23 protein-coding genes are annotated in these 26,487 nt (G+C 59.6%); 10 read left to right on the plus strand and 13 right to left on the minus strand.

Annotation, left to right across the window (positions count from 1 at the left end):
• Nucleotides 1–10 precede the first annotated feature (10 nt).
• Together Q7L55_12820 and Q7L55_12825 are read left to right on the plus strand one after the other, a co-directional pair.
• Nucleotides 11–1,108 (plus strand): glycosyltransferase family 1 protein, encoded by a 1,098-nt coding sequence (locus tag Q7L55_12820; GenBank protein ID MDO8733432.1) that lies wholly within the window; start codon nt 11–13, stop codon nt 1,106–1,108.
• Nucleotides 1,109–1,115: 7 nt separating this feature from the next.
• A complete protein-coding gene (locus Q7L55_12825; GenBank protein ID MDO8733433.1) occupies nt 1,116–2,639 on the plus strand; it encodes a hypothetical protein in 1,524 nt (507 codons plus the stop codon).
• A 13-nt stretch (nt 2,640–2,652) separates the two neighbouring features.
• On the opposite strand, the gene Q7L55_12830 is transcribed toward Q7L55_12825, so the two are convergent.
• From Q7L55_12830 to Q7L55_12845, 4 genes are read right to left on the minus strand one after another with little or no spacing between them, the layout of a single operon-like run.
• Nucleotides 2,653–3,693 carry a phytanoyl-CoA dioxygenase family protein gene (locus tag Q7L55_12830; protein ID MDO8733434.1) on the minus strand — a complete coding sequence of 347 codons (1,041 nt, stop codon included), beginning with the start codon at nt 3,691–3,693 and terminating at the stop codon, nt 2,653–2,655.
• Nucleotides 3,694–3,702: 9 nt separating this feature from the next.
• A complete protein-coding gene (locus Q7L55_12835; GenBank protein ID MDO8733435.1) occupies nt 3,703–4,635 on the minus strand; it encodes a DUF6492 family protein in 933 nt (310 codons plus the stop codon).
• Nucleotides 4,635–5,516 carry a class I SAM-dependent methyltransferase gene (locus Q7L55_12840; protein MDO8733436.1) on the minus strand — a complete coding sequence of 294 codons (882 nt, stop codon included), beginning with the start codon at nt 5,514–5,516 and terminating at the stop codon, nt 4,635–4,637. The genes Q7L55_12835 and Q7L55_12840 overlap by 1 nt, the downstream gene beginning before the upstream one ends.
• Complete coding sequence (locus tag Q7L55_12845) at nt 5,516–6,835, minus strand: DUF4910 domain-containing protein (protein ID MDO8733437.1); 1,320 nt, start codon at nt 6,833–6,835, stop codon at nt 5,516–5,518. The genes Q7L55_12840 and Q7L55_12845 overlap by 1 nt, the downstream gene beginning before the upstream one ends.
• 46 nt (nt 6,836–6,881) lie before the next feature.
• Between Q7L55_12845 and Q7L55_12850 the strand changes: the two genes are divergently transcribed.
• Nucleotides 6,882–7,664: a hypothetical protein gene (locus Q7L55_12850; GenBank protein MDO8733438.1), complete on the plus strand. Its 783-nt coding sequence runs from the start codon at nt 6,882–6,884 to the stop codon at nt 7,662–7,664.
• Here Q7L55_12850 and Q7L55_12855 read toward each other — a convergent pair.
• The 4 genes from Q7L55_12855 to Q7L55_12870 are packed head-to-tail and all read right to left on the minus strand — an operon-like array spanning nt 7,653 to nt 12,242.
• Nucleotides 7,653–9,803, minus strand: a complete 2,151-nt coding sequence (locus tag Q7L55_12855) for a hypothetical protein (GenBank protein MDO8733439.1) — start codon at nt 9,801–9,803, stop codon at nt 7,653–7,655. The genes Q7L55_12850 and Q7L55_12855 overlap by 12 nt on opposite strands.
• Nucleotides 9,793–10,578 carry a glycosyltransferase gene (locus tag Q7L55_12860; protein ID MDO8733440.1) on the minus strand — a complete coding sequence of 262 codons (786 nt, stop codon included), beginning with the start codon at nt 10,576–10,578 and terminating at the stop codon, nt 9,793–9,795. The genes Q7L55_12855 and Q7L55_12860 overlap by 11 nt, the downstream gene beginning before the upstream one ends.
• Nucleotides 10,579–10,582: 4 nt before the next feature.
• Nucleotides 10,583–11,353, minus strand: a complete 771-nt coding sequence (locus tag Q7L55_12865) for a TylF/MycF/NovP-related O-methyltransferase (protein MDO8733441.1) — start codon at nt 11,351–11,353, stop codon at nt 10,583–10,585.
• 7 nt (nt 11,354–11,360) lie between these two features.
• On the minus strand, nt 11,361–12,242 hold the full coding sequence (locus Q7L55_12870) for a hypothetical protein (protein MDO8733442.1): 882 nt from the start codon (nt 12,240–12,242) through the stop codon (nt 11,361–11,363).
• Between the two features lie 50 nt (nt 12,243–12,292).
• Here Q7L55_12870 and Q7L55_12875 point away from each other — a divergent pair, with 50 nt between their 5' ends.
• Together Q7L55_12875 and Q7L55_12880 are read left to right on the plus strand one after the other, a co-directional pair.
• On the plus strand, nt 12,293–14,221 hold the full coding sequence (locus Q7L55_12875) for an ABC transporter ATP-binding protein (protein MDO8733443.1): 1,929 nt from the start codon (nt 12,293–12,295) through the stop codon (nt 14,219–14,221).
• A gap of 3 nt (nt 14,222–14,224) precedes the next feature.
• Nucleotides 14,225–15,079, plus strand: coding sequence for a glycosyltransferase family 2 protein (locus tag Q7L55_12880; protein ID MDO8733444.1), 855 nt, complete (start codon nt 14,225–14,227; stop codon nt 15,077–15,079).
• 19 nt (nt 15,080–15,098) lie between these two features.
• Here Q7L55_12880 and Q7L55_12885 read toward each other — a convergent pair whose 3' ends face one another.
• Complete coding sequence (locus tag Q7L55_12885; protein ID MDO8733445.1) at nt 15,099–16,004, minus strand: SDR family oxidoreductase; 906 nt, start codon at nt 16,002–16,004, stop codon at nt 15,099–15,101.
• A gap of 65 nt (nt 16,005–16,069) precedes the next feature.
• On the opposite strand from Q7L55_12885, the gene Q7L55_12890 reads away from it, so the two are divergent.
• The 3 genes from Q7L55_12890 to Q7L55_12900 are packed head-to-tail and all read left to right on the plus strand — an operon-like array spanning nt 16,070 to nt 19,002.
• Nucleotides 16,070–16,933 (plus strand): aldo/keto reductase, encoded by an 864-nt coding sequence (locus Q7L55_12890; GenBank protein ID MDO8733446.1) that lies wholly within the window; start codon nt 16,070–16,072, stop codon nt 16,931–16,933.
• 19 nt (nt 16,934–16,952) lie between these two features.
• On the plus strand, nt 16,953–17,711 hold the full coding sequence (locus tag Q7L55_12895; protein ID MDO8733447.1) for a glycosyltransferase family protein: 759 nt from the start codon (nt 16,953–16,955) through the stop codon (nt 17,709–17,711).
• Nucleotides 17,704–19,002 (plus strand): aminotransferase class III-fold pyridoxal phosphate-dependent enzyme, encoded by a 1,299-nt coding sequence (locus Q7L55_12900; GenBank protein MDO8733448.1) that lies wholly within the window; start codon nt 17,704–17,706, stop codon nt 19,000–19,002. Before Q7L55_12895 ends, Q7L55_12900 begins: the two co-directional genes overlap by 8 nt.
• Here Q7L55_12900 and Q7L55_12905 read toward each other — a convergent pair.
• Genes Q7L55_12905 through Q7L55_12915 form a run of 3 tightly spaced genes read right to left on the minus strand, consistent with a single transcriptional unit; the run spans nt 18,986 to nt 22,074 of the window.
• Entirely contained in the window at nt 18,986–20,212 is a 1,227-nt protein-coding gene (locus tag Q7L55_12905; protein ID MDO8733449.1) for an O-antigen ligase family protein, read from the minus strand. The two genes, Q7L55_12900 and Q7L55_12905, sit on opposite strands and share 17 nt — an antisense overlap.
• A gap of 22 nt (nt 20,213–20,234) precedes the next feature.
• Entirely contained in the window at nt 20,235–21,221 is a 987-nt protein-coding gene (pseB, locus tag Q7L55_12910) for a UDP-N-acetylglucosamine 4,6-dehydratase (inverting) (GenBank protein MDO8733450.1), read from the minus strand.
• 22 nt (nt 21,222–21,243) lie between these two features.
• Entirely contained in the window at nt 21,244–22,074 is an 831-nt protein-coding gene (locus Q7L55_12915) for a methyltransferase domain-containing protein (GenBank protein ID MDO8733451.1), read from the minus strand.
• Nucleotides 22,075–22,239: 165 nt separating this feature from the next.
• Here Q7L55_12915 and Q7L55_12920 point away from each other — a divergent pair, with 165 nt between their 5' ends.
• Both Q7L55_12920 and Q7L55_12925 read left to right on the plus strand, forming a co-directional pair.
• The gene (locus tag Q7L55_12920; protein MDO8733452.1) at nt 22,240–23,814 is read left to right on the plus strand and encodes a hypothetical protein; all 1,575 of its coding nucleotides are present in this window, start codon (nt 22,240–22,242) and stop codon (nt 23,812–23,814) included.
• A complete protein-coding gene (locus Q7L55_12925) occupies nt 23,733–25,718 on the plus strand; it encodes a hypothetical protein (protein ID MDO8733453.1) in 1,986 nt (661 codons plus the stop codon). The genes Q7L55_12920 and Q7L55_12925 overlap by 82 nt, the downstream gene beginning before the upstream one ends.
• A 7-nt stretch (nt 25,719–25,725) precedes the next feature.
• Here the strand turns inward: Q7L55_12925 and Q7L55_12930 are convergent, their stop codons facing one another.
• Nucleotides 25,726–26,487: a class I SAM-dependent methyltransferase gene (locus tag Q7L55_12930; protein ID MDO8733454.1), complete on the minus strand. Its 762-nt coding sequence runs from the start codon at nt 26,485–26,487 to the stop codon at nt 25,726–25,728.

Below are 26,487 nucleotides of genomic sequence, written 5' to 3' on the forward strand. Positions count from 1 at the left end.
CGATGGCCGGGTGCGCGTGGCGATGGATGAGCAGATCTTTGCCATTCAATCCTACGGCGGCATTTCTCGACTCTTTGCTGAACTTGCGCGTCAGTTTGCACAGGGTTTGATACCTGAGATCGAATTGCAGCCTTTGCATGCGCCGATCATTAACAGATACGTCTTGGATGACCCCGGTCTTGCAAGAGCACTTGATGCATCCGCCGCGCGCAATGAGTGGACCGCTCTTGTCCGTTACCTGACAAGGCTTTCAACGAAGACTTCTTCCGATGTCGTGCACAACACCTTCTATCTTCCGCACGGCCTGGCGGCAGTCGGTGGTGCAAAACGCGTAGTGACGATTCACGACATGATTCCCGAGCTTCGCCCCGATACTCGTCGACGCCTCGACTTCGTCACCCTGAAACGACGCTACGTAGACAAGGCCGATCACATCATTTGTGTGTCACAGGCAACGCGAAGTGATCTGCTCAAGGTCTATGGCCCAGTGAAAGCACCCATCACCGTGGTGCATCACGGGGTGGACTCTCGCTTTACCAAGAATGCCCCCCGCCTTTCGACTCTTCCAGATCGCTACTTGCTTTTCGTCGGCAATCGCAGTCAGTACAAGGACGTGGCTGTCCTGTTTCGCGCACTGGCCGTCCTGAAAGACGTTGACGATGTGCGCCTGGTGTGCATTGGCGGCGGCTCGTTCAGCAGGTCCGAGATGACGATGCTTCAGCAACTCGGGATTGCTCATCGGGTGATGCAGACACAGTTGACTGATGATGAAATCGTTTCCGCATACGCCAATGCCGAGGTATTCATCTTTCCTTCGCATTTTGAAGGATTCGGGCTGCCGGCTCTTGAAGCGATGGCCTGCGGAGTGCCGGTCGTGCTGGCGAAGGCGACTTCCCTGCCGGAGGTTGGGGCAGATGCCGCGATGTATTTCGAGCCCGGCGATCACTTGACACTGGCGGGCATCCTCAACGAACTTTTGCGCGACGATTCGGCACGGAAGGATCTGACCACTCGGGGGCTGGATCGGGCGGCATATTTCACTTGGCAGCGTACCGCCATTTTGACTGCCGAGGTCTACCGGGCAGCCCGGGGGGCTGCAGTAGCGTGATCGCATTGTGAGTCAGCCCGTTCCACGAACCCGAGCAGAACATGCCTCCATTGAGGCGCATTTGGCGCAGGCAATGTCACCTGAGCAACGCAGTCGAGTCCTCATCGTCACCTTCACGCAGTGGGATTTTGCCCTGGGAGCGCTGGCTGAGATCGCTATTGCACTGCGCAAGCAGGGCTCAGAGTTGAACTTGGCCTTCTGGACAGATCACACGCCCTTGCGCGATCCGGGCTGGTCGTCAAGCGGCCGATTGTCGCGGCTGATGGGCTCAGCTAGCCGTGATCGGCACGCCATTGCCGCACTCAAGGCAAGCGGAGTGTCCGCTGGTTGTTTCATCTCGCCACCCGTCCGAAGGTGGAAGCCCACTGCTGAGATCCCGATCGACCGACCGATGAACCGCACCCAGATTCGAGCGTTGACGTATCACGGCTCGCCAATGGGTAGAGCAATCCTTCAGGTGAACCCCGATACCGAGACGCCCATCACTGACACCTTCTTCTGGAGCAAGCGTTGGTTGCTGGCTGCGGCGAGGTCCTATGCCTATGTTTTCGACCAGACTCTTGAGGCAATCCGCGGCGGCGGCATCACTGCAGTCGCCGTCTATAACGGACGCTTTCTTCATGATCGCGCAGCATCAGCCGCCGCAGAGTTTGCTGGAGTACCGGTGCTGTATTACGACACAGGTGGCATCGACACTGATTTTGACGTAACTGATGCCGTGACTCACGACTGGACCGATCTGCAGCGTCGCATGCTCGCGATGTATGCGGCCTGGCCAGAAGACGAGCGCGATGCAATCGGAAGCAGTTGGTTCGAGGAGCGACGTCAGCACACTGCACTCAACAACAGGCTCTTCGTCGAGAGCCAGCGTTTGGGGGAGACCATTGATATCCCCGACGGCAAGCGCGTGATTGTGTACTTCAGTTCATCAGGCGACGAGATCGCTGAGTTGGAACTCGACTGGAGCATGTTCTTAGGCACTCAGGAAGTTGCCTTGCAAATGCTCGCCGACGAGTGTCGTCTTCTGCCGAACACGACCCTTGTGGTGCGATCGCATCCTCATATGCGAATGAAGCCGAAGCAGGATCTGGACGAATGGCTTCAGGCAGTGGATCGCGCGGCGCCGGATATTCATCTGGATCCGTATTCGTCAGTTGACTCCTACACCTTGATGGCGCAGGCCGATCTCGTGGCGACCTATGGATCCACAACTGGTGTTGAAGCGGCGTACGCTGGCAAGCCGGTCATCGTGATGGGTCCCTCCGCCTATGACCAGCTCGGATGTGCCCGCTTTGTTTCGACGCGCGAGCAATTGACTTCAGCGCTTGTCGAAACCCAGCCTGGATCATGGCCTGCTGCCGTCTCGTATGGACTCATGATGCGACGTCGTGGCTTAATGCTGGAATTCGTGCAAAGGGATCCGGTAGACGGCTTCAGTCTGGCGAACGAGAGATTCGACGACGCACCGATTGCCGTTCGACATGCTGGACATCTGTACAAGCGATTCCAGAAGTGGCGGCTTTCGCGCTAGTTGGCCGCTTGCTCTACGAGTTGATCGCGCATTTCGCGTAGCGCTGCAGCACCCAAGGCATCTGACTGATTCGCTCACGTGTCAGAGCAGTTGGAACAAAGGCCGGGAGTTGATATTGCATGCCAAACAGCGAGGTGCTGAACTCGCTCTCCAAAGCCAACCGATCTCCGCGCAAGGGGGTCTTTCCCTTGTGCAAGCCAATGGTGTCGACGGCGAGAATAGTGCCAGCTGGTGCGCACAATTCGGTGACGTGATCCCAGAGTCCCGCCGCACGCACTAGTTGATCCGTTTTGCGCCCGTCCCCGCGCAGAGCCCACGGCAAGGCCTTATGTGAGCCGTCGATGTAGACGTGCGGCCCCGTGTCTGGTTCGACGTCTGTGAGGTAGATGAAGAATTTCAGAAAGGACAATCGGTCGCGATCCTGATGAAAGAGTTGAGCATTGATGTTCTCGTCGTCGTTGAGTTTGCTGGTGGTCCACCAAAATGCGACCTCGTCCATGAGCACTGGTTGGCCCAGGTACTTCTGAGCGATCAATGCCATCGCTGGGTCAGTGACGAACTCCTGGATCTCGGCGCACTGCAGTGCAATGTCTTCTTCAATGTCATAGCGGCCGACATTTGGATTGCTGCGCGGGTAGGTGGCTGCTGGTTCATCGGCCCCGCGAGCGATGCTCGGAGCAAATTCCGCGAACTTTCGGATGGCGTCGACGATTTCAGTGCTGGCGGTTCGCTTGAAGACGTAGAAGCCATGCTCGCGAACCCCGGCAACAGCTTGGTCGACTTCTGCGGCCTCAACGAAGCGACTCGTCTGCGGATCACTAATGCGCCAAGCATCTGCGGGGGCTCCTCGCACCACACCGCGTGAGATCAGTTTGCCCACGCGAGGATGAAGATCCATTGCCGAACGCATATTGAACTGTGCTTGGCCTGGAGTGGATGCTGGAGGCTGGGCAGTGCGATTGAAGCGGTGCACTGAGGCGAGAGTGCGGGCCAGGCGTGGGAACCGCAACACTGATTCGACAATTTCGCTCATGATCTCCTCTGTTTCCGTCACACGCTCATGCTAGTTCTGCCCTCGCCCAAGCCGACGGCGAGTGGTGTCTTTGATCTTGGCAGCGAGCACGCCAGCCAACTCACCGTAGGAAAGGTAGCGCGCCAGACTTTCGGGCTTGGATGCACTCGCGTTCATGACTCCGAGATCACGTGAGTAGTTGGAATTCACCACGATACCGAGATAGCCACGCGCGATGTCCTGTGTGGTGATGCCACGCATCAGGTACTCAAGGTGATGACCTTCGTGATGAAAGACCTTGATCCACGGCTCACGTTGATGAATGTCGATTGGAGTCGCGAACTGCATCCAGATGTTGTACCAGCTGAATTCATATGGTGCTTCGGCAAGGGCATCCTTATAGTCCCACTCACGCGGAACCAAGAAATCGTCGACGAATGACTGCAACACCTTTGCGGACAAGACGGCGTGGCCATGGCAGGTGCGGATCACTGGTGAGGTCCAGCCGATGATGTCAGCGATGTGCCGGATCTCCGCCTCACGCGACTGCCAGTACTGCTTGAAATAGGCCGGCTCAACTTCAAGTTCATGGTCCTCGACCAACACCGAATACGGCGTGTGCTCGTCGTACATGAAGTCCTGAACGCGGAAATCTCGGATGAACTCAGCGTCGGAGTCAACGCAGAAGTAATTGTCTGCCCGCCCCAACTCCCAGAAGGCGAGCTTGACGATCTCCTGATTGATGTATCCCGCGCGCATGCCGTGCACGGGAGAATCAACGAGATGTCGGCTGAACTCCTCTTCGGCGATCAGGGTGACGGTGTCTGACTTCAATGGGGCAAAGAGTTCAAGATCTGGGGTGGGAACGACTGCGTACATGGTGATCTTGTCGAGATTGAAGCGATTGAATGACTCCACCATGCGTTGGGCATAGTTGAAGTCTTCGGCGTACGACTTCAGCAGCATCGCAAAGGATTGACTCATCAGGAGTTGTGCTTCACGGCTTCAATGACACCGGCCGAACACAAGAACATTCCACGCCAAGTGCCTTCATGTTCCAAGGCAATCTGGGCTTCGCGGTAGACACGGGGATCAATCTGTTCGGCCAGCATTGGGTAGGCCGGGTGGTAGTTGTACCAATGGAATCGAATATCCGAATAGCCCTGTGCCCGCACGACCTCTGCCAGCTCAAAGGGATTGTGGAATCGGGCGAGGATTTCGTCGTAGCCATCACCGGTCGGTCGCGTGCGTACGGTCGGCTTGTTGACAGCCAGTCGTTGATCAAGATCGTCGGCTACGACCTGCTTGATCTCCGATGACACCGGCGAGAGGAGCTCATCAAGGATGAACTCCTTCGAGAGTCGATTGAAGGTGAACATTGAGAACATTGAGTTGCGGAACTGCAGGAGCAGTTGACCGCCAGGACTCAAGAAGGAATCCATCGAGGCAACGAACTGCACATCGTCTTGCACATGCGGGATGACCCCGAGCGCCATGACGGCGTCGAAGCTCCCGACCCGGGCTTGGATGGCTGCGAGCGCAGATGCGTCCTGCACGTCAAGCAGATCGATCGCCAGTGGATCCAATCCATGCGAACTCATGTTCTCGCGCGCATGCCGAACCATCTCAGGGGAGATGTCATTGCCGCCGACTCGAATGCCGTCACCGGCAATCGTGACCAGTGGTGTTGCATCGCCCACGCCAAGTTCATACAGGGATTTCGCGCCAGAGGCCTTCAGCAGTTCGCGCACTAGCTGCAGGCGGAAGAAGTTCGCGGGATATTCCTCGTTGGTCCAGATCTTTGACTCGTCATATTGCTGGCCATAGGAGGAGGCGCTGCCGTCGTAGTGCGATGCGACTGACATCAGTGCCCCTTCATCGGTGAAGCCTCTTCGAGCAAGCCATGCGTGAGTAATTCTGCGACAACGGCCTCGACATCAGCGAGCGGGCGCTTGAAAAGCTCAGCCATGTCGCGCACTGAATGCTTACCATCGGCGTAGGCGAGCACGTGGGTGCGAAGCAGGATGACGTCTTCAACGGTTCTTCCGTGCATGGCGTGGTACAGCCCGCGCTTGCCGAGTTGAGGCTCGCCGAGCACTGTCGTGCGGTAGTAGATCGACTCCTCGAATTCAGCAATGCAGGTGCGCACGAGGTCGAAGCCACCTTGCAGCCCTGTGGGAGTGACGAAGGACAGATCGTCAGCAGATGAGTGGTACTGCGGGTAGGAGCCGTACTTCGTTCGCATCAGCGAGATCAACGGCAGGTCGACTCCGGGCGCTCCGTACTGCCGCTCATCGCTGCCGCGGTCCAGAAAGGAATAGAGCTTTGGACGAGGGGTGGCGAGCACCGCTCGTCGAGCGATGCGGTCGATCGGCAGCCCCCCGAGTCTGGATTCGAGATAGGAGTAATCGCCTTCATCACCGAGGCAGGTGAGGTTGTATCCCGCTACGACATTGGCCTGGAGTTGTGTGAGATTGCGGGAGAGGTAGGTGATCGCGCCGATCGTTTCGGGAACAAATACGAAGCGGTAGGTGAATCTGCGGTGGGGCAGGCCCAGCAACCATTGGGCCAGTGCGACGGAGACCACCGGGCCCGAGAGTTCGTTGTTGGCCAGCGACGGATGGCAGATGTAGGTGGAGATGAACACCTCATCGGTGCTCTCACCAGGAACGACAAGCTCGCCATAAGTGAGTGAACCAGGAGCCAGGGTGCTGTCGATCACGACTCGGTAGTCGCCTGGCTGCAGGGTCGCTCGGAGGTCGTGCGGAAGGCAGAGCCCCCAGCCGCTGGTGTAGTAGTTCGTGACGTATGGAATGACATCGGGGTGCTCAGGATCTGAATGCAGATGTGGCTGCAGCTCCTCAAGAGTAAGAACTTCATCGACTGGGTCTGAGTAGCCGACCACGTGCAGATTGCTGAATACGAAGTCGATGACTCGGTGGCCATCGGGACCGATGAGATATGCCTCGCGAATATTCCACTCATCGGGCACGGTCCAGTCGAAGACCTTGCTTCCGCTTGGAACCTCATGCACGGTGAGCTCGGGGAGCTGTTCGCGCAGGACCTCGAAGGTGGCGCGCACTCCATCGCCGGTGAGGCTGCGCGGAAAGTCCCAGAGCCGCTTGGCAAGGTCGTGCATGAACCGACCTTCGGCGATATTCGCCGGATCAGATTCCTGCTCCACGCACGCTCCAAAGCCAGCAGATGAGGCTCCCTAGACTACCGGGATCATGAGTGAGCCACGAGTGTTGATCGTTGTGGCCACGCTTGGGCAGCGCCCCGAGTTCCTGCGCCAGACCATGGATTCGATTCGCGCCCAGAGTGTGGCCAGCGATGTCGTGATGGTCGCCCCACTGGATTCGGTGACCGTGCAGGAGCTTGCTCGGGAGTATGGAATTGCGCTGCTTGCAGATCCGGGCTCGCTGCCCGGCGCGATCAACCTGGGAGCTCACGAACTCAAGGCGCACCACGAGTACTTCAACTGGCTCAATGACGATGATCTGCTCGAGCCCGGGTCGCTTGAGTCGACTGTGGCAGCGCTCGACGCGAATCCAGAGGCGGTACTGGCCTTTGGTTCCTGTCGCTACATCGATCCGCAAGGACGCGAGCTGTGGATCAGCAAAGCGGGCAAGTGGGCTCCGCGGGTGCTTTCGTGGGGCCCAGATCTCATTCCACAGCCGGGCATGCTGGTGCGCTCATCGACGTGGAAACAGGTCGGTGGGCTTGATGAGAGCTATCGGCTGGCCTTCGATCTTGATCTGCTGCTCAAGATGAAGAAGCTCGGAGCATTCACGCAGCTGCCTTCGGTTGTCTCGGCATTCCGCTGGCATCCGGACTCGCTCACTGTTGATGATCGCGGCACCAACATCAAGGAGTCCGAGCGAGCAAAGCGGGCTGCCCTGTCACCTGGTGTTCGCCGGTTCGCCTGGGTCTGGGAGCCACCCGTGCGATTTGCCACGCGAATGGCGGCGCGTGAAGTGCAGCGACGTGCGAAGCGGATCTCAGCAGTCTGACGTATCGAGCTTCACGATGATCGCATCGGGGGAATTGAATTCGATGCTGGCAAATGGTGCCCAATTGCGCGTTGGAGTTCGGTGTGGATCGATCCACACCCAGGTAACTGCGGAATTGCACAAATTCAATGCTGTCTGCACTCCTGGGTTGTTGACGAAATCGAGGGAGAGAATCTCTCTATCCATGATGCTCTGAAGCATCGAGGGTCTCCCGTAGGGAGCCTGGTACTGAATGCCGGACATCAGGGTGCGTCGACCCGCGAGCGCTGGCACCAAAGGGCTGTAGGTGATGTTCGTGGCTACCACATCGCGTTCCTCCGCATGTACGTCAAGCCACCTCCCTGCCTCGCGTTCATGGTCGGTCCACGACGTGACGGGGACGAGATCCTTGGCGATGATGAATGGCGTGATCGGCACGAACTCCGAGCTGCTGATGCCACCCTGGGCTTGAATGCCAAATGATGATGAGGACACCCCGAGCACGCGCGCACCGGCGGCCATCACCGTCAAAGACACCAGGCTGATTGCGATGACAAAGCGCGCGAAGTGGTTGCCGCTCTGCGATCGCCAAATGGAAGCGATGAGGAAGGCGCCGGCGAAGGCCAGCAGGAAGGCAGTCAGCGGACCTGCCCAGCGCAGGAATGGCGATTGCCCCGGGCCGAATGTCCAGATCCAGGCGATGAGAACCGAGGCCAGGACGCCGACCGCGATCGCTGCGGCAATCGGCCAAGTCGGCACCCAGCGCATTCGCGGGGCTATCGACGGCAGGACGTGGGCGATGCCCACTGCCGAAATGATCGACAAAGGCGCCGATGCCGCGAGGGCGAACCAGGTGTCGTTGAGGCCGCCACTGATCAGTAGTACTGAAGCGATGCTGACGATCACCAGGCCCAGCCCAAAGACTGTTGCGGGTTGCCAGCGGCTGGAGCGGCTGCCTAGGAGCCAGACCAGCCCGATCCAGCGGGCGGACATTGCCAGCACCAGGAAGCCGGTGCCCAGGACGATCCCCATGCGGGCGTCTGTCGGGTTCAGCCCTTGAACGGACGAGGCCTTGTTCAAGAGGCTGCCCAGCCCCAATCCGCCACCCTCAGCCGAACCTGAGATGAAGGCGAAATAGACCAGAGCAGCGCCGATTCCGGCAGCGGCCATAGCAGCCCAGGCTCGAGCCGCCCATGCCTCCCGACGAACCGACGCCACCACGGCCACCAAGCCCCAGGCTGCCAGCGCCACGATGCCGGTGCTCACCTTGCCCAGAGTTGCCGCAGCCGAGAGGCCAAGGATGGCGAGCAACAGCAAAGCCAAGCGTGAGTCTTCGTTGCTGGCGGCAACCTGCCACAGGGCCAAGCACAGCGCGAGCACCCAGACCGTTGCCAATTGCTGTGAGGGGGAGTCGAAGTTCAGAATTGTTCCGTAGGTAGCCCCGACGTAGCCGCCCGTCACGATGAGCACCGCGGCGATCGTGGGGGCCCAGCGATTTGTCGTGAGCCGGCGAGTCCAAGCAACGCAGATGAGCACCGCGCCGACCAGGGCCGTGACGGGAAGCACGCGGGTGAGCACCAAGAACGGCTGTGCATCAACGATTTGCGAGATTTGACCAGACCATGCGTAGGTCAGCCAGTGATAGCGAATCTCAGCACCGGCCATGAAGATGCTGTCCGATGAGCCGAAATGGGCAAGTGAGGTGGAAAGCGCCTCGAAGAACAGCATGTCGGGGTGATACGAGCCCAGAGTTCCGGTCCAGTTGAGGGGATAGGACCCAATGCTCGACACCAGGGCGATGGCCCCCAGGCCGAGCGCGATGACCAGGGCGACCAAGGAGGAGCGATCGATCGATAGCCGACTTCGGGGCAAGTCCGAGGGCGCATCCGAAGATCGAGTCCCCAGATAGTTGCCAAAGCGCAACTGCAGGCCGATGGCGATGAGCAGAGCGAGCACTGAGGGCAGCGCCCAGCCCCAGAGCGGCAGCCACTGCCACAGCAGCACGCCACTCAAGGAAGCGGTGGCCGTGCCGACGGCCAGGCCGGCACCGAGACTCTCAATGAGATGTGCGCGACCGCGACGAACGAGTTGCCAGAAGTAGGCACCGGAGATTGTTTGCAACAGCACGACGGCGAAGGCATAGAAGAGCTCACGGATCATGACGCACGACCCTTGACCAGAAGTTGCGATAGATGCCTACGGCCAGAAACTGTCGACCCGTGGCGAAGAGCTCGCGAGCCGCCGCAGTACCGCGAGGCATCAGAATCTCGCGGCGGGCCCGATGGAATTCACGAAAGGATTCCTGCCAGCTCTTTGTGGATAGGCCGCCTTCATGAAAACGTGCGATCGGGAAATCGATCATGACCGGAGCGCTCTTCTTGCTGAGCTGTAGAAAAGCCGCGTAGTCGGCTGCAATGCGAAAGCTGGAATCGAATCCACCAACCCGCTGTAGATCGTGCACGGACGCGAAGGTTCCCTGATGTGGCGCGAACTTGCCGCGGGCAAAGAGCGATCGCTGTTCTGCTGCGAAATCCCATACTGGGGTGATGACCGAAGAACCATTGGTAGCAACGACTTCCACGGTGCCAATGAGCCACCTGGCATCAGCGCTCGTGGCGATCGCACGCACCTTGCCAAGCACATCGGCAAGCAGTTCGTCTCCGGCATTGAGAAAGTAGATATATCGACCCCGTGCTTGTGCCAAGCCCAGATTCATTGCTGCGTATATGCCAGCGGGTGAGGTCCATGTGTACTCAGGCTCCAGGCTCGCAGCCTCGAGCATTGCGGGCACGAGCTCGGTGTCCGCCGAACTGTCGATCACGCGGTACTCAACACCGCTCAGATCCTGAGTCGAAAGGGAAGCCAGGCTGCGGGCGAAATCTTCTGGAGCGTCTTTGACGACGGTGACGATGCTGAGCCATGGCTGGTCAGACACCTCGTCATCCACTCTTGATGAAGACACGACCCGAGTAGTCGATTGGATGCATGTACGGCCGATGCCCTAGTGCAGCGAAGTATTCGTCCACTGCAGTTCGGGCTCCTTGCCAGTGGCCGTAATCGTCAAGAATGCAGACTCCGCCAACAGCTAGCCGGGGGTAGAGCACTTCGAGACCGAGTTTGGTGGATTCATACCAATCGGTGTCCAGGCGCAAGAGGGCAATCTGCTCAGGCAACTGGGTCTGCAAGGTGTCGCGCACATCGCCCTCGCAAAGAGTGAACCGCTCCATTGGGTAGCCGGTGGTGCGCAGATTCGCTTCAACATCGACGCGATTTGCGATGCACCACACGTTGTTGCCGTCATCCACGGGCGTAGATGCGAGCATGTCGGCGGCGCTCACTCCGGTGCCTGCTTCAACGTCTTCTGCGGTTGGTGCTGTCATGCCGGCGAAAGTGTCGTACAGCCAGAAGGGGCGATCGGTGACGCCGAGATTGTTGAGTTCCAGAGCCATCGCCATCACGCTGCCGCCGCGCCAGACCCCACACTCAACGAAGTCACCTGGGATGTCCTGATCAGTCACGTAGCGCACGGCATTGATCAAGCTCCACAGCCGCTCGGCGCTCGTCATCGAATATGGGCGCACTTGAGCGATGAGAGCGGCATCAAGAGTTGAGGCTTCAACTGGAAGTCGGTTGTTATCACTGCCGACGCGAGAGATTTGAAGACCTACCTTGCGTGCGAGCCCGTTGACGACCTGCTCGTACCGCTTCACGAAGCCATTATCTCTGAGCGTTCATCGAAAGCTGGTCTATGGGGGCGGGCATCACAGTCCAACAATCTCCAGCAACGAGCGCGTCCCGCTCGAACATGAACATGAGTGCGAGATTGATCTTCCAGTCGATTGGGATGACCGGATCGATCGGAAGCGAGTCGGTGACCTCGAGCAGCTCTTTGACAAAGGACGTGCGGTACAGGATCGCGCAGACGGTGTTGGTGACCGGCTTGCTGGATGCCATCAGTTGCCGGGCAGAGCTGCCCTGCCAATGGACACCGGCCACCGGGGAGAGCAGATGGCTGATGTGCAGGTCTGAGGCACTGAACGACTGAGAGACATTGACGTAGGCCGGCTGTCGCGGGCCCTGATTCATGAGGCCAAGAAGGCCGTTCGCGCAGTCATCAAGATCCGCGCTTGAGGCGTCATCCTCGATGATCAGGGTCCATTCCGCGCCGGAGGCCACTGCAGCGCGGATGAGCGCAAAATGCGACAGCTCGATATTGATCAGTCGCATGATTCGTCGCGCTCCAGGGGAGTCGTGATGTTTGCCATGCCAGGGGCGAAGGAAACGGATCCACTCTCGCACTCGCCTTTGCGCTCGCGCACCGGAAGACCGCACGATTCGGCCAAAGTCCCAGCCATCGCGCAGGAAGGCCTGCCAATGGCGCTCCACCCGGAGCTGGGCGGTCAGCGAGCGAGCCACAGCCGGACCGTCGAGTGCCAGCATCGAGGCCTCGTAGGCGTTCTTCATGTTGACTTCAAGCACTGTCTGGACTCCCCGCTCGGCTAGGCGAGAGGCGAGTGAGCGCCCGAGTCCCTCGGCCCCGGTGCTCGCAGCGAAGCGAGAAGCCGGATGGCTCACCACTCCGATGAACAGGGCCGTCACGCGTCCACTCCAAACGGGTGATTGATGAATGTGAAGGTAGGTTAGCGGTCGTGATTGACCCGGATCCCTTGGAGACGCAGGAACCGGACGTGCCCCATCGGGGCTTGAATGTTGTGGACTTTCAAAGCCCTGGAGTCGTTCCTTCAGTTCGAAGAGCAGTGCGCCTGCTGCCAGCTGGCAAGCGCCGGCTGCTGTATGTCGCCGCCGGAATCCAGATCTCGCTCGGTTTGCTTGATCTCATCGGAATTGCCCTTATTGGGCTGCTTGCCGCGGTGGCCGTTTCGGGTATCTCTGTGGCAAACATTCCGGGCTGGCTCATCGAGTTTCTGAGCTGGTTTGGGATCAATAATCCAACTGTCTCGCAAGTGTCCGTGGTGATCGCACTGTCCGCCGTATTCATCCTGGTCTTCAAGACGGTGTTGTCAGCTTTGCTGTCCCGACGCATCATCCGCTTCCTTGCCCACCAGCAGTCCGAAGTGTCAGCGCGTCTGGCTCGAGATTTCCTGAGCCGCCCGCTCGCCGACGTTCAGCGGTGGACAACGCCAGAGGCGATGTACGGACTGGGCAGCGGGGTCGGAGCCGCAACAGTCTCCTTGTTGGGTTCCGCGATCACTATTGCCGCCGAGATCTTTCTGTTCTCGATCGTCGGCGTCAGCCTGTTGTTCTACGACCCGTGGCTCACGCTCATCTGTCTTGGCCTGTTCGGTGGCGTCGTGCTGCTGATGCATCGATTACTCGGCAATTGGTCGGCTCGCAATGCGCAAGTGATGACGGATGCCTCAATCGACACCTTGACGGCCGTGTCCGAGGCATTGGCCACCTACCGAGAGTCGACTGTGCTGAACCGACGCGAGTTCTACGTCGATCGATACGAATCCTTGGTCGGCAGGTATGCCATGGCCAGTTCCACCTCGTCCTTCATCCTTGAGATTCCCAAGTATGTGCTTGAGGCATCGCTCTACATTGGAGTGCTGATCCTGGCCGTCGTTCAGTTCGTGACCAAAGACTGGAGCGCGGCGGCATCAACTGTTGCCTTGTTCCTTGCCGCTGGCTCGCGCATCGTGCCGGCTCTGCTGCGGGTGCAGGGTGCGGGTATCACCATTCGCAATGCTGCTGTGCAGGCCCAGCCGACTTTCTTCATGGTTGATTTTCTCAAGCGCCCCATCGCCGCTGGCCACAAAACCTCCGGCGTGCGGATTTCTGCAGCCGAGATTCACGAGCACGTTCTCGGTGGCTACCCGGACTTCAATGGCCGTGTCGTAGTCGAATCCGCAACGCTCACCTATCTCGATTCACTTGAGCCAGCGCTCATCGAAGTCAGCTGCGAAGTTCCGGCCGGAACTTCGGTGGCCTTTGTCGGCTCAACAGGAGCAGGCAAGTCGACTCTGGCCGATGTGGTGCTCGGGGTCATGCATCCAAATTCTGGTGAAGTGACGATCAGTGGCTTGAGTCCACGCGAGGCAATCGACCGTTGGCCGGGCGCGATTTCCTATGTGCCGCAATCGGTAGCGCTCGTTGCCGGTTCGGTGCGCGAGAACGTAGCACTGGGGCTGCCCGCGGATGCCATCGACGATGAACTGGTCTGGGAGGCGCTGAAGCGCGCTCACCTTGACACTTTCCTTGTTCAGAATCGCGAGGGTCTGGACACGATGATCGGCGAGCGCGGGTTTCGACTCAGCGGCGGTCAGCGCCAACGGCTTGGCATCGCACGCGCGCTCTACACCCGCCCTAAACTGCTGGTGCTCGACGAAGCAACAAGTGCTCTTGACGCCGAGACTGAGCAGTCGATCATGAAGACGATGGAAGAACTCGAGGGCGAAGTCACCACGATCACTGTGGCGCATCGACTGGCAACAGTGAGGCATGCCGATCAGGTGATCTATCTCGAAGGTGGTCGCATCGTGGCTCGTGGAACCTTCGACGAAGTACGCGCGAGCATTTCCGATTTCGATCGTCAAGCCCGACTTCTAGGGCTGTAGCGCATGTCGATGTACGCGCCAAGCGATGTTTCGGCTGTCGTGTGCACGATGAACTCGATCACTTCGATTGCTCAGTGCCTCGCCTCACTGCGTGCTGCTGGCGTTGGTGAGCTCATCGTCGTCGATGCGCATTCCACTGACGGCACTCAAGAGATCGCAGAGTCAGTCGCAGATCAGGTGTTGAGCGATCCGGGTTCTGGGCTTGGCAATGCGCGCAATGTCGGCATCGCGCAGAGCACTCGCGCGTTAGTGCTCAACATGGGTTCGGACAATGTCATCGCGGCCGACCAACTTCAGCTGATGATCGATGATCTGATGAAACTTGACGTGCAGGGGGTGAGTGCGCGAACTGAGATCGCAGGTGCGAGCTACTCAGCGCGAGGTTTGAATGCGTGGCGCAAAGGACGATTCGTGCCGGGGCCTTCGTTGGTCATTGGAACTCCAACGCTGTTTCTGGGTGACTTGCTCCGCGCGAACCCCTACGACAGCACCACACGTTTCTCTGATGATTCTGAGTTGTGTGAGCGATGGGCGGCGCAGTTCGGAGCGCGCTTTGCTATCTCAACTGCTGCCGTCCAAGAACTAGGAAAGACCTCGTGGGAGGAGATCGCCGTGCGCTGTCGCATGTATGGCATCTCCGATCATGAGATCTACTCGCGGGGAGTGAAAAGTGGATGGCCAGTCACTCGCCGACTCCAGTCCGCTGCGCACCCACTGAAGGTGGATCTCGTGGAGCCATTGACGCGCTTGAGTCCGGCTGAAGCCGTATACGCAGCACCATTTCTGGCCTCCTTCACAGGAATGCGCTATTTGGCCTGGGCCAAGGCCGCGATCAAGGAACGCACTTCGGCGCACTGAGCACGATGTTGGGCAGCGGCTAAGTGCGGATCAGTGGAGCCAGAGCCAACTCCTCCAGCGCGGCTTGCTTGATTCCGTCGGCCTGGGTCTGCAGTGGTGCTCCGAGAAGTGCTGCGGCCTTGGAAGTATTGAGCGAAAGATTGCGAGCCCGTGAAGTGCTGTGCGCATCGGCCGGTGGCCCTTCACGGGCAATGAGCTCGCGATCAAGTCCGAAATGCTCAGCGACGGATACCCCGAACTCGTACTTCGAGCGGGCATCGCTGGATGCGATGTGGACGGTTCCGTTCGCACCTAGTTCGCTAAGCCGCCAGATCGCGTCCATCAGCGATTGCGCATACATGGAGGTCACCACAAAGTCCGGATAGCCGCGCACATTCGTGTGTGCGCGCAAAGAGTTCACAAAGAACTCGAGCACAGACTTGCGACCTGTCTCGCTCCAGCCAAAGAAGTTGGTGCGCACCACGAGGTGGTTGGCGACAAGATCCCGCACGTAGTTCTCACCCTGCAGCTTGGATTCTCCGTACCAGGAGAAGGGCTCGGGCACGTCCTCCTCGCTGTAGTTCCCGGTCTTTCCGTTGAAGATCGAGTCAGTTGAGATGTAAATAAGACGCGCGCCAATGTCGGCGCAGGCACGGGCAATCTCTGCGGTGGCGTGCACGTTGACTGCCTCGGCCTGCTCGCGGTCAGCATCGGCTTTCTCATGCCCTGAGATGGCCGCTGCATGCAGCACGACATCAGGTCGGGTCGCTCGCACAAGACCACCAACTGACTCGGTATCGCGCAGATCCACTGGCAGGAGTTGCTCGTAGAGATCGGTGGCCTGCTGCTGACGGACTTGTCCGATCGCATGTACTCGCGTGCGCAGATAAGCCCCGGCATTCCTTCCAAGGAAGCCGCGTGCTCCTGTGACGAGCCAGGTCTGCATGGTCAGCGAGTGTAGACACCAAGGCCTTCACCGATGCTGAGCACACTTCGTCCTAGAGTGCCCGAATGGGGCTCTCGCTGGGGACTGCGCAATGGGGTGCGGACTATGGACTGACGAACAGCGTTGGCTTCCTTGATGATGAGGTGATCGCAGCCATCGTTGAAGAGGCGCGAGCCCTGGGCATCGCGTCGGTTGATACCCACCGAACGAGCAATCCCGCGCAGGGATATGGCGCAGCGCAAAGTCGCTTGAGGCCGTGGGCGCAGGAACTTGCCGTGACGACCAAGGTGATTGCCGGACAGAGCGCTGACTTGCCGATCCGCGAACAGCTTGAGGCTTCACTGCTTGAGTTGGGGCTGAATTCGGTGGGGACAGTACTCGTTCATGACTGGGCGAGTCTGGACGAAGTTCAGTCGGAAGTGGCTGCTCGCGAGTTGGCTGAGCTCAAGGCAACGGGTCTGACCTCGCGCATCGGCATCTCGGCCTATGACTCAGAAGACCTTGTTCGTTCGCAACAGCATTTCGCCGTCCTCGACGTCGTGCAGGTGCCAATGAGTGTGCTGGATCAACGCTTGCTGCGCCTTGAGTTGATGACGCAGTTGCACTCTGGTGGCACGCGAGTGCAATTGCGAAGTGTGTTCCTCCAGGGCCTGCTGCTGGCTCCTGATCACGAGTCAGCACTTGCCCGACACCCAGATGTACTGCGCTTTCACCATTGGTGTGCGAGTGCGGGTCTTTCGCCACTTGAGGCCTGCCTGGCCTTCGTCCATCAGATTCCATGGGCAGATGAAGTCGTTGTCGGTGTCACCAGTGCGACAGAACTCGCCGAAATCGGGCGCGCCTGGCATGAGGCCTCAACTCTTCGTCAATGGGAGGAATTGGCCACCGACGACACGGATCTCATTGACCCACGTCGCTGGAATCGGTGAATTCTGTCAGAATCATTGGGTGTCAACCCTCGCAGTGCTCCAGGCGCGGATGTCCTCTACCCGCTTTCCTGGAAAGGTAATGCGACCGTTGCTTGGCGAGCCGATGATCGGCCGCCAGATCGAGCGCATTCGCCGAGCACAGTTCATCGACGAGCTCGTGATCGCCACATCCACTGATCCGGCCGACGATGTACTGGTCGAATACGCGGCGACCTTGGGAGTGCCGGTTGTTCGCGGATCTCTTGAAGATGTTCTTGCACGTTTCGCCGCGGTGATCGAGCAATTTCAACCTGACACTGTTGTGCGGCTGACTGCTGACTGCCCGTTGACTTCTCCAGTGGTGATTGATCGGGTGATCGAAGATTTCCTGTCGTCGGGGGTTGACTACTGCTCGAATACCTTGCAGGCCACATATCCCGATGGTCTCGATGTTGAAGTAGTGCGCCCCTCAGCCCTGCTTGCTGTGGCTTCGCACAGCGACGATGCAGCCGAGCACGAGCATGTGACCCTGGGTGTGTATCGGCGAGCCGATCAGTTCACGCTTAGCAATGTGCGGTACGAGCAGGATCTGTCGCATCTGCGTTGGACTGTTGATACGCCTGAAGACTTTGCATTTGTAGAAGCGGTGTACGCCGCTCTTTACCCCGCAAATCCGAACTTTGACCTGAATGAGATTCTGCAACTGCTCGAGGAGCGTCCCGCCCTCGTGCGCACAAGCGCCGACGAAGTCCGCAATGCGGCACTCATCGGCTTGGACACCGGAGCCATGCATGCGTGAACTCGTGCAGCGATACGCAGGATCGATCGAGCAGTTGATGCGCGCCGAACGGGTGATTCCCTTGGGTGCCCAGACCTTCAGCAAATCGCGTACGCAATATCCAGCAGGCGCAGCTCCCCTGTTCGCAGTGCGATCCCATGGCTGCCATACCTGGGACATCGACGGACATGAGTACGTCGATCTCGTCAGCTCGCTGGGCGCCGTTGTGCTCGGCTATGGCGATCAGGAGATTGCTGACGCCGTGATCCGACAGTTGGCCGATGGCGTCACCTTGTCGCTGTCGCATCCGCTTGAAGAGCAGGTTGCAACACAGCTGGTCGATCTCATCCCGTGCGCTGAGATGGTGCGCTTCGCCAAGAACGGCACCGACGCGACCTCGGCCGCCATTCGATTGGCTCGTGCTGCCACTGGTCGCGACCATGTGATCGTCTGCGGCTATCACGGTTGGCAGGACTGGTATATCGGCAGCACTTCGCGCAGTCTTGGCGTGCCGGCTGCCACTCAAGCTTTGACTCATGCTGTTCCGTACAACGATCTGGCAGCGATCGAAGAGCTCATCGCGCAGCTGCCAGAAGGCATCGCGGCGCTCATCATGGAGCCGATGACTTCGACTTTCCCCGACGCCGGATACCTCGAGGGCGTGCGTGAACTTACGCGACGCCACGGCATCGTGCTGGTTTTCGACGAGATGCTCACCGGCTTCCGTTTCGCCCCGGGCGGAGCGCAGGAGTACTTCGGCGTGACTCCAGATCTTGCAGCCTTCGGCAAGGGTCTGGCCAACGGCTTCCCACTGTCAGCGGTGATGGGCCGCCACGATCTGATGATGCTGATGGAGGACATCTTCTTCTCAGGCACCTACGGCGGCGAGACCCTCTCGCTTGCCGCGGCAAGCATCGTGCTCACGCGCATGGCCACCGGTGAACCGACCAAGATGATGGCGGACATCGGCGAACGACTTGTGCTGGCCATTGATGAAGCGCGCTCGCCTGAGTCGCGCGAAGTCCTTGAATTCACTGGCCATCCGGCTTGGGCCTTCTTGAAGTGGAAGATCGAGAACCCCGACACCCTCAATGAGGTTAAAACCTTGTTCCTTCAGGAGACCCTGCGCCGAGGCGTCCTCGTGCTCGGGACGCATGATGTGACCACTGCGTTCACCGATGAGGACATTGCGCATGTCGCAAAGGTCTACGCCCAGACTCTGGAGATCATCACGACCGCACTTGATGACGGCGATGTTGCTGCGCGACTCGAGTGCGACACTCTTGTACCGCTGTTCACTCTGCGGAGCTGACGCCGATCCGAGGATCTGATTGGTCGTGCACCCATGAGACCAGCGTCCAGACCAGCATCGCGACGATGATGGACCAGTAGGTCCAGTCATGCATGGTCTCCACGAGGCCGGCAACGATGACCGCAATGCTGACTGCGAGCGGACCGGGTCCGGCTAAAGGGAGTGCGCGTGCGGCCGCAATCACGATCAGCACAAGGATGACCACGGTGAGCAGTGCTTGCGCGGGACCCCACCGGACGAGTTGATCCAGCACAACACTGTGTGCGTGCAGAGCCATGCCGACGCCGTTGCTCTGCTCCACATTCTCGACAATGCCTGAGGTGCCCAGGCCGGTCCACGGTTTGTTCCGCCAAAGCCCGAGCAGATCGCCCCAGATTGCAACTCGGCCGTTGAGAGTCGGATCGATGGCAACGATGTAGAGCACGCCCACAGCCACTAGGCCGGACAGCGTGAGCGCCCGAATGTTTCGGCGGTTCGGTGAACGTGAAACCCGCGATCCCCACAGGATGATGATCGCAAGGCCCGCCACTGCGGCGAAGATTGCGGTGCGTCCTTGGCTCAGCAACATCACGAGCACCCCAGTGCTCACCAGGATCCACGCATGCGTCCGTCGCTGGGCGGCTCCGTAGACGATGAGGAGCGCACCCATAGGACCGGCGTAATTGACGCTGCCGAATGGGCCAGCCCAGCGGTTCAGATTGTTCAGAAGATCGCAGAACACCGACAGGCGACAGACGCCATTGTCTGCTCCCTCGAAACCGCTCGGCATGAGTCCAAGGAATTCCAGCGGGAGGCTCACCAAGGCGATGATCGCAACGGCGTAGAAGAGGAAGAGCCCCGCGAGGCGCATATCGCTGGCGGACGGGGGTTTGAGCGCGAGGAGAAGCAGGAGCAGCGGCAGGCAGAAGGTGGTGACGTTGAAGAGGGCGCCATCGAGCTGAATGCGAAGAACCTGTACCAGCCACGCCACCAGAATGAGCGCGATTGTGATGGCAACCAAACGGGGAGAACGAGCTTGAGCTCGATAGGGCAGCCAGGCACCCACGGCGACCGCGCTGAGGATGATCGCGAGTACGACTCCAAGATCCTGCGCCTTGAACACCGCAGTTCCGGGAGCAAGCGCATGACCGAAGATGGCAATGGCGGGGATGACGAAGGCCAACCATGCATACGCAGCTCGGTCTCGCAGCAAGCTCAGGATGCGCGGCACGCCATGCACCATATCTGCGTCGTCAGTCGTGGAGTTGTCCGATGAGCTTGCGCAATTGTTCGGCGCTCAGCCACAGATCATTGGACTCAGAGGTGTAGCTGAATCCATCGGCAACGGGCTCTCCTGCCGGAGGAGTGAAGCCCCAGCCAGCCAGAGTCGGCAGTACGACGTATCGGCCATCTTGCAGCAGAGTGCGCCTTGAATCCTCGGTGGAGATCATCTCCTCGTGCAGCTTTTCGCCTGGTCGGATGCCGACCTCGACAAGGTCAGTGCCCGGCGCGATGGCTTCTGCGAGATCAACGACATGCATGCTCGGGATTCGCGGTACGTAGAGTTCGCCGCCCTGCATGTCGTCGAGGCAATCAAGCACGAACTGCACGGCTTGGGGAAGAGTGATCCAGAAGCGAGTCATGCGCGTGTCGGTCACCGGCAGGGGCATTCCAGCGGCGGCCAGTCTGCGAAACAGCGGGATCACTGAACCGCGGCTGCCCATGACATTGCCGTACCGGACTACCGAGCAGACCGTCCCCCACGCGGCGGCGTAGTGGTTGCTGGAGATGAAGAGCTTGTCGGCGGTGAGCTTGGTGGCTCCGTAGAGATTCACCGGGGAGGAGGCCTTGTCAGTCGATAGGGCCACCACCTTCTTCACGCCGGCTGCCATGGCTGCCTGGATCACGTTCTCTGAACCAAGGATGTTGGTCTTGACGTACTCCATCGGGTTGTACTCGGCCGTGTCGACCTGCTTGAGCGCAGCCGCATGGATGACGATGTCCACCCCGCGCAGGGCCAGCGTGAGTCGATCCAGATCGCGAATGTCGCCGATGAAGAATCGAACCCGAGGGTCATCTCCCCAGATCTGGCGCATCTCGTATTGCTTCAACTCGTCACGGGAGAAGATCACCACTCTGCGCGGTGAGTGTTCAGTGAGCACGGTGTCCAAGAAGGCACGCCCGAAGGAGCCGGTTCCCCCAGTGACGAGGATCGAGGCATTCTCGAGACTTCTGGACATCAGTGCTCCCTGTATCGGACGACTAGCGGAGGGTCATGCGCGCCATGGCGCAGGCCGTGGCAAAGGGTCTCATGGCGCTGGATTGGCCCGTCAGCTGATCGAAGGAGCCGACTTCCTCCCAGCCTGCTGCTTCGTCATGGCGGAAGAAGGCCTCAAGTGCCAATTCGAAGCGAGAGTCCGAGGTCACGGCTTGCCAGTCTGCCGGGCCGTACTCGAATTGATACGTGAACAGTCCCAACGAATCCTGATGCAAGATCGCCCCACCTCGACCTGCGGGGACTGAGAGCAGCAGTGATCCGCCGGGAGCCAGCAAGCGAGCCACTGCGTCGAGAAAGTTGCGATCCGTTTGCGGATCGCGGGTGGCCAGTGCGTCCTCGGCGCGTGCAGCTCGCACGTAGGCAGTGTCAGTCGTCTCCGGAGGCGTGGCAATGTCAAAGCCAATGTGCTCCAAGGTCGAGACGCAGGTAATGGTGTCGAAGGTCCCGTCGCTCGGCTGCGCGTCCAGAATGCTCTCGACTCGCACAGTCGTTGCCAGCACTTTCTCGACCATCTCTGCTGGATAGCGTGTGCGTACTCGCTGAGGATCGACAATGTCGATGCCGGTCAGCGCCGTGCCGCGGTCCTGGGTGGCCAGGAGCACACCCATCCACTCTGGCGGGGCCATCGCGTAGCCCACGTCCAGCAGCCGCTCGGCATCGGTGAGGTGGCCGGCAACCCACGGCACCTCGACGCTGCGCTCAGACCAACTGGCGGTGCGAGGTCCGGTGATCGGGTTGGGTGAGCCCTTGATCAGGCATTCGAGTGCTTGATGCAGCACCGCCTGCGCTTCATTTTCCACGGCCACAGTTGTCATGACGGTTCCCGATCTGCAGAGTGAATTGGCAGCGGAGCATATCGCCGGAACGTGGGTGAATGCGCCCTTGTGCAGCCCATAGTCAAGGCTGCCAATCCTGGGTGTGGATGGCCGTTTGCGGACCTGAGTCTGTGAGACTACGGCGGTGCAGATCCAGGACCGCTCGTGAAGTGGATCCGCCAGCAGTGGTTTTCACTGACAGCTGGGCTCTTCTGCTTTGGCTGGGCCTTCCTGGGATGGCTGACAGTCATCCCAAACCAGGACATTCTGGCGGATGGGATTCAGGCCCAATCGGTGCTCGCCGATCCGCGCATAGTGCTGGCATTCCCTGGGCAAAAGCACGGCGGCCCGCTGGAATATCCGGCCACTTTGCTGGCCGAATGGCTGTCGCCCGGCAACTACTTCGCCAACGCCGCCGTTCGACCCTTGCTGGCATTTGTGACCGGTTTTCTGGTGGCGCGACTCTTCCTTGCGCTGTTCCCAAAAGCTGCCCGCTGGGCCTTCCTGGCTGCCGTTGCGGTGGGACCGACGATCTTGCACGGCCTGCTTGGGCCGCAAGGGAACACCGTTGGCGTCTGGTGGCTGCAACCGAACTGGGACATGGCTTGGCTCCTCGTGACGGCCGGAGCCCTGGTGCTGGCCTCGGTACTCCAAACGCCGGGCGCGGAGCCAGCTGCGATGCGTTGGGTGGGATGGCCGCTGCTGGCCGGTCTGCTCCTGGGCTTGGGCTTTTACGCCCACCCGGCGATCATCTTGTTGATCGCGCCGATGATCGCACTCGTGCTGCTGCGCTCACGCTGGTCGATTTCGACCTTGCTCCTGACGGCAGTAGGCGGCGCGCTAGGAGTCCTGCCTGCTGCAATCAGCTATGTCGTGAACGCGGGCATCAACACCTGGGATCCCTCGCACGGAGCCTTCATCGCAACGGGCTACTACCGCTCGATGGGCGCATCCATCCTGGGGCTGGATGGCATTCCCGACTACATGACGGCTCTGCTGCCATACGGCTTTGGCGTGGCGCCTTCGACTGACGCAGTGATTGGGCGCTGGCAATCCGCCCTGATGTGGCTTCTGGTGCTGGCAATCCTGATCACAGCCGTAGTTGGTCTCGTACGCGCAGTGCTCTCTCGCACCAGGCCGAGCATCGCGGTAGCGGTGGCCATGGCCTGGACCGTCGCGATGATCACGATGTTCGGATTCATCACCTTCATTGATCCGGTGTGGATCTACAGCTCGGGCCTTGGCATTTTGCTGTGGCTCTCAGTTGGCGCCCTGCCAACGATGTTTCGCATTCACTGGCTCGGCACTGCCTTTGCAGCTGCAGCGATCGCGATCATGGCTGTCTCGACCATCACGCACAACTCAAGCTTCTACTCCAACGTCCTCGAACGGTTCCATGCGAAAGTCGACGCAATGACGAGTGAGCAAGCCCTTGCCGATGCGTTGGTCGACTCTGGTGCCGGGTATGTCTTTGGCTCGTATTACGACGTGATCCCGGTGGGCTATGCATCAGGTATGCGCTTGCGCACTATCACCAATCGCTACAACCGATTCCCGTTGAACGCCGCCGAGCTCGCCGGACCTGACTTGATCGTGGCAACCAAGACTGACCCGACAGATCCGTGGGGCCAGGAATCGCTGGCGCATGTGCGCGCCGAATGCAAGCCAATGTCGGGCAAGAGCGTTGGTACATATCAACTCTTCAACTGTCCGCCAACCACATTGGTGTTCAACAAGTGAGCATTGTTGGCAATCCGGTAGAACCCGAAGTCTCTGTTCCTGAGCGCGCGCGGCGCGCGAACTTCACTGCGGTCACACTGGGTTGGCTCTGTCTGATCCCGGTATTCCTGGTGATTGTTGCGCAATCCGTGGCCCTTGGTTACTCGATGACTTTGGGCAGCACGGTGCCACTGTCTGACAGCAATATCTGGGCTTCCTGCGCAAGCGCGCTGGCTGGTGGAGATGAGTCATACAACTTGGCCTGGTGCCTGCGCCGACCGCTGACGATCGTGGCGCAATCCCCGTTGTTCTTGTTGGCCCCCAAAAGCATGGCTGCGGTTGTCCTCATCCAGCTGCTCGTCGTTTGTGTGGCACTTTGGTGGTTCCTCGTAGCCGTGGCTCGATCAATGCCCGTGGGGCGCATCGGCATACTGCTCGTCTATGCCCTGAGCCTGTGGCCGGTTCTGTCCTATGGCACATACCTTGGCCCGGAAGCCCAGACCCTGTGGCTGTCCTTTGTATCGGCGGCAGCCGTCTTGACCTATCTGCGCACTCGACGTATTGGCTGGGGGATTCTCGGCGGTTCTACGGCGATTCTCGCCTTTCAAATCCGGCCCGGCAACGCAGTGGTCACTGCGACCTTGGCTATTGGTGTTGTCGTGCTGACTTGGCGTCGAGACCGGCGGGTGCTGGCCGCTCTAGGCATCGCCGTGGTCTTCCTGGGCATGTGGCTGTTACCTCCGCGCATCATGGCAGTGGCTGGATGGGCGCAGGCTGGCCATGCCGCCAACTTCTGGGCTACTGCCTACTCCGCGGCCACGCCTGAGGATGACGGGTGGGAGGCAGCCTATGAGCGATTCGCGCCTGAGGTTGGCTGCCCCGGGCCGGCTGAATGGACTGCCGATCCTTGCCTGGCATTGGAGTCGGAGAAGTTCGGTCAGCTGTTGCGAGACCAGGCAATTACTCAGATGCGCGCGAACCCGAAGGCGATCGTGCGGCAGATGGTTGTGAATCTTCGTGTCCTTGCCAGCGACGGTTATCTCAACCAAATGTGGGCAACGCCTTTCGCCCCAGCTTGGCAGATCTGGAACACTGCGGACCGCGCAGTTCTGTTCGATGGCTGGGATGGCCTCTATGCGGCCGGTGCCACATTGGTGTGGGTCGCCTCGTGGGTTCTGCTGGCTCTGCTGTGCTTGGGCTTGTTCCGTTTGCGACGTTTGCGCGGACCCCCAATCGAGGGTTCTCAATCAGATGTCGACAGGGATCAGCAACCGCGGACTATCGCCTATGTGCTGGCACTTGGGCTGATCGCTATCTTCGGAGCTACAGCCACCTTTGCACTTATTGGTCACGACGAACCACAGCGTCACCTAGTGCAGAACATTCCATTCATCTTGGCGGCGATTGCTGGACTTGCAAGCCTTCCGTGGCGAAAGGGCGCGCGCACTCTTCCAGGCTCGGCTCCATGGCGACGCTCGCCCAAGTGGGTAGCAATCCTTATCAGCGGTGTTGTCGGGGCTCTGGTGCTCGGTGCCGGTAGTGAAGGTCGCCTCCCGACTCAGAGTCTGCAGGTCTCGAGATCGTGCGAGGCGGGTGCAGCAGCCCAGACATATGAGGTCGTCGGAACCGCCTCAGTTGGCTCAGAACTCGGTATAGGGAGCCCTGATGACTGGCGCAAGCTTGGCAACCCCGACATCTCGCTGTTGTTCAGTGGCCAGTCCTACTATGTCCAGCAGAATCTTGATCGCCTGCCGCCGGGAACTGTGCTGGATCTCCGCTCGAAAGTCACGGGCGAGGTCATCCCTGTGTTTGTCTCTGACGAAGTGCTGAGTGTGCATCCATTTGATGGTGGCGGGTTCTGGTGTACGCGCACTCCTTCGAAGTACGGCGTCATGCTCGTTCACGATCTGGTGCCGTTGAACTAGCACAAGTTCAGCGCGGGCGGCGATGGACTTCGATGAGCGCGAACATTGCTCCTCGCTCGCGCAGCACTCGGCGCTCTAAGGTGCGGAAGGTGCGGTAGGTCTTGCCGGGCATGAGTGCTCTCATTGAGATACCGCCGGATGCCAGGTAAGACAAAGGCATCAGTGGCTCGATCGACACGACTTGCAGATCAGGGTGGCTCCGCTCGAAGCGGACGCGGTCGCGCTCAAACACGATCCATGGCAGCGCGTCATTCGCGGAACTGAGCGGCCCACCCGGCGGCAAGCGCCATTCGATTGCATTCGGTTCGAAGGGCTCGTGGTGCAGATGGCGGTAAATGAAGTCAGACCAACGGGTACGCCAAGGTTCGATGAAGACCAGGCGACCGTCGTTGCGCAGGGTCCGCTCGGCCTCGCTGAAAAATGCATCGAGATCAGGTATGTGATGCATGACGTTGGTCATCAGGATCGCGTCTAGAGAATCGTCGTCGAATTCGAGGGAGGTGGCATCGACTACTCGGTCTATTCCTTGGAGTGGGAAGACTTCACTCGTGATGAGCTGCGGTAGGAACTCGCGCAGGAAGCCGGCTCCAGAACCGATCTCCAGCAGTGACTTCGAGGTCGCGGGAATGCGTGAGCAGATGAGTTCGTACCACTCGACATACAACTGACGCAGGAAGCGCTTGTCGCGGATGATGTCGCGGCGCAGCAGGGTGTTGCGGGGATCGTCGATGTCGATTCCGCGCGTAAGCGGATGATCTAGGATCCCCAT

Source organism: Actinomycetota bacterium (assembly GCA_030650795.1).
Taxonomy (GTDB): domain Bacteria; phylum Actinomycetota; class Actinomycetes; order S36-B12; family S36-B12; genus UBA11398.

What these genes read in the sequence shown, in the direction of transcription:
- Q7L55_12915 (MDO8733451.1), bottom strand. Translation starts at nt 22,074, where the DNA reads ATGACAACTGTGGCCGTGGAAAATGAAGCGCAGGCGGTGCTGCATCAA.
- Q7L55_12840 (MDO8733436.1), bottom strand. Translation starts at nt 5,516, where the DNA reads ATGTCAGTCGCATCGCACTACGACGGCAGCGCCTCCTCCTATGGCCAG.
- Q7L55_12930 (MDO8733454.1), bottom strand. Translation starts at nt 26,487, where the DNA reads ATGGGGATCCTAGATCATCCGCTTACGCGCGGAATCGACATCGACGAT.
- Q7L55_12850 (MDO8733438.1), top strand. Translation starts at nt 6,882, where the DNA reads ATGAGTGAGCCACGAGTGTTGATCGTTGTGGCCACGCTTGGGCAGCGC.
- Q7L55_12885 (MDO8733445.1), bottom strand. Translation starts at nt 16,004, where the DNA reads ATGCAGACCTGGCTCGTCACAGGAGCACGCGGCTTCCTTGGAAGGAAT.
- Q7L55_12890 (MDO8733446.1), top strand. Translation starts at nt 16,070, where the DNA reads ATGGGGCTCTCGCTGGGGACTGCGCAATGGGGTGCGGACTATGGACTG.
- Q7L55_12835 (MDO8733435.1), bottom strand. Translation starts at nt 4,635, where the DNA reads ATGAGTCAATCCTTTGCGATGCTGCTGAAGTCGTACGCCGAAGACTTC.
- Q7L55_12925 (MDO8733453.1), top strand. Translation starts at nt 23,733, where the DNA reads ATGCAAGCCAATGTCGGGCAAGAGCGTTGGTACATATCAACTCTTCAA.
- Q7L55_12900 (MDO8733448.1), top strand. Translation starts at nt 17,704, where the DNA reads ATGCGTGAACTCGTGCAGCGATACGCAGGATCGATCGAGCAGTTGATG.
- Q7L55_12880 (MDO8733444.1), top strand. Translation starts at nt 14,225, where the DNA reads ATGTCGATGTACGCGCCAAGCGATGTTTCGGCTGTCGTGTGCACGATG.
- pseB (MDO8733450.1), bottom strand. Translation starts at nt 21,221, where the DNA reads ATGTCCAGAAGTCTCGAGAATGCCTCGATCCTCGTCACTGGGGGAACC.
- Q7L55_12855 (MDO8733439.1), bottom strand. Translation starts at nt 9,803, where the DNA reads ATGATCCGTGAGCTCTTCTATGCCTTCGCCGTCGTGCTGTTGCAAACA.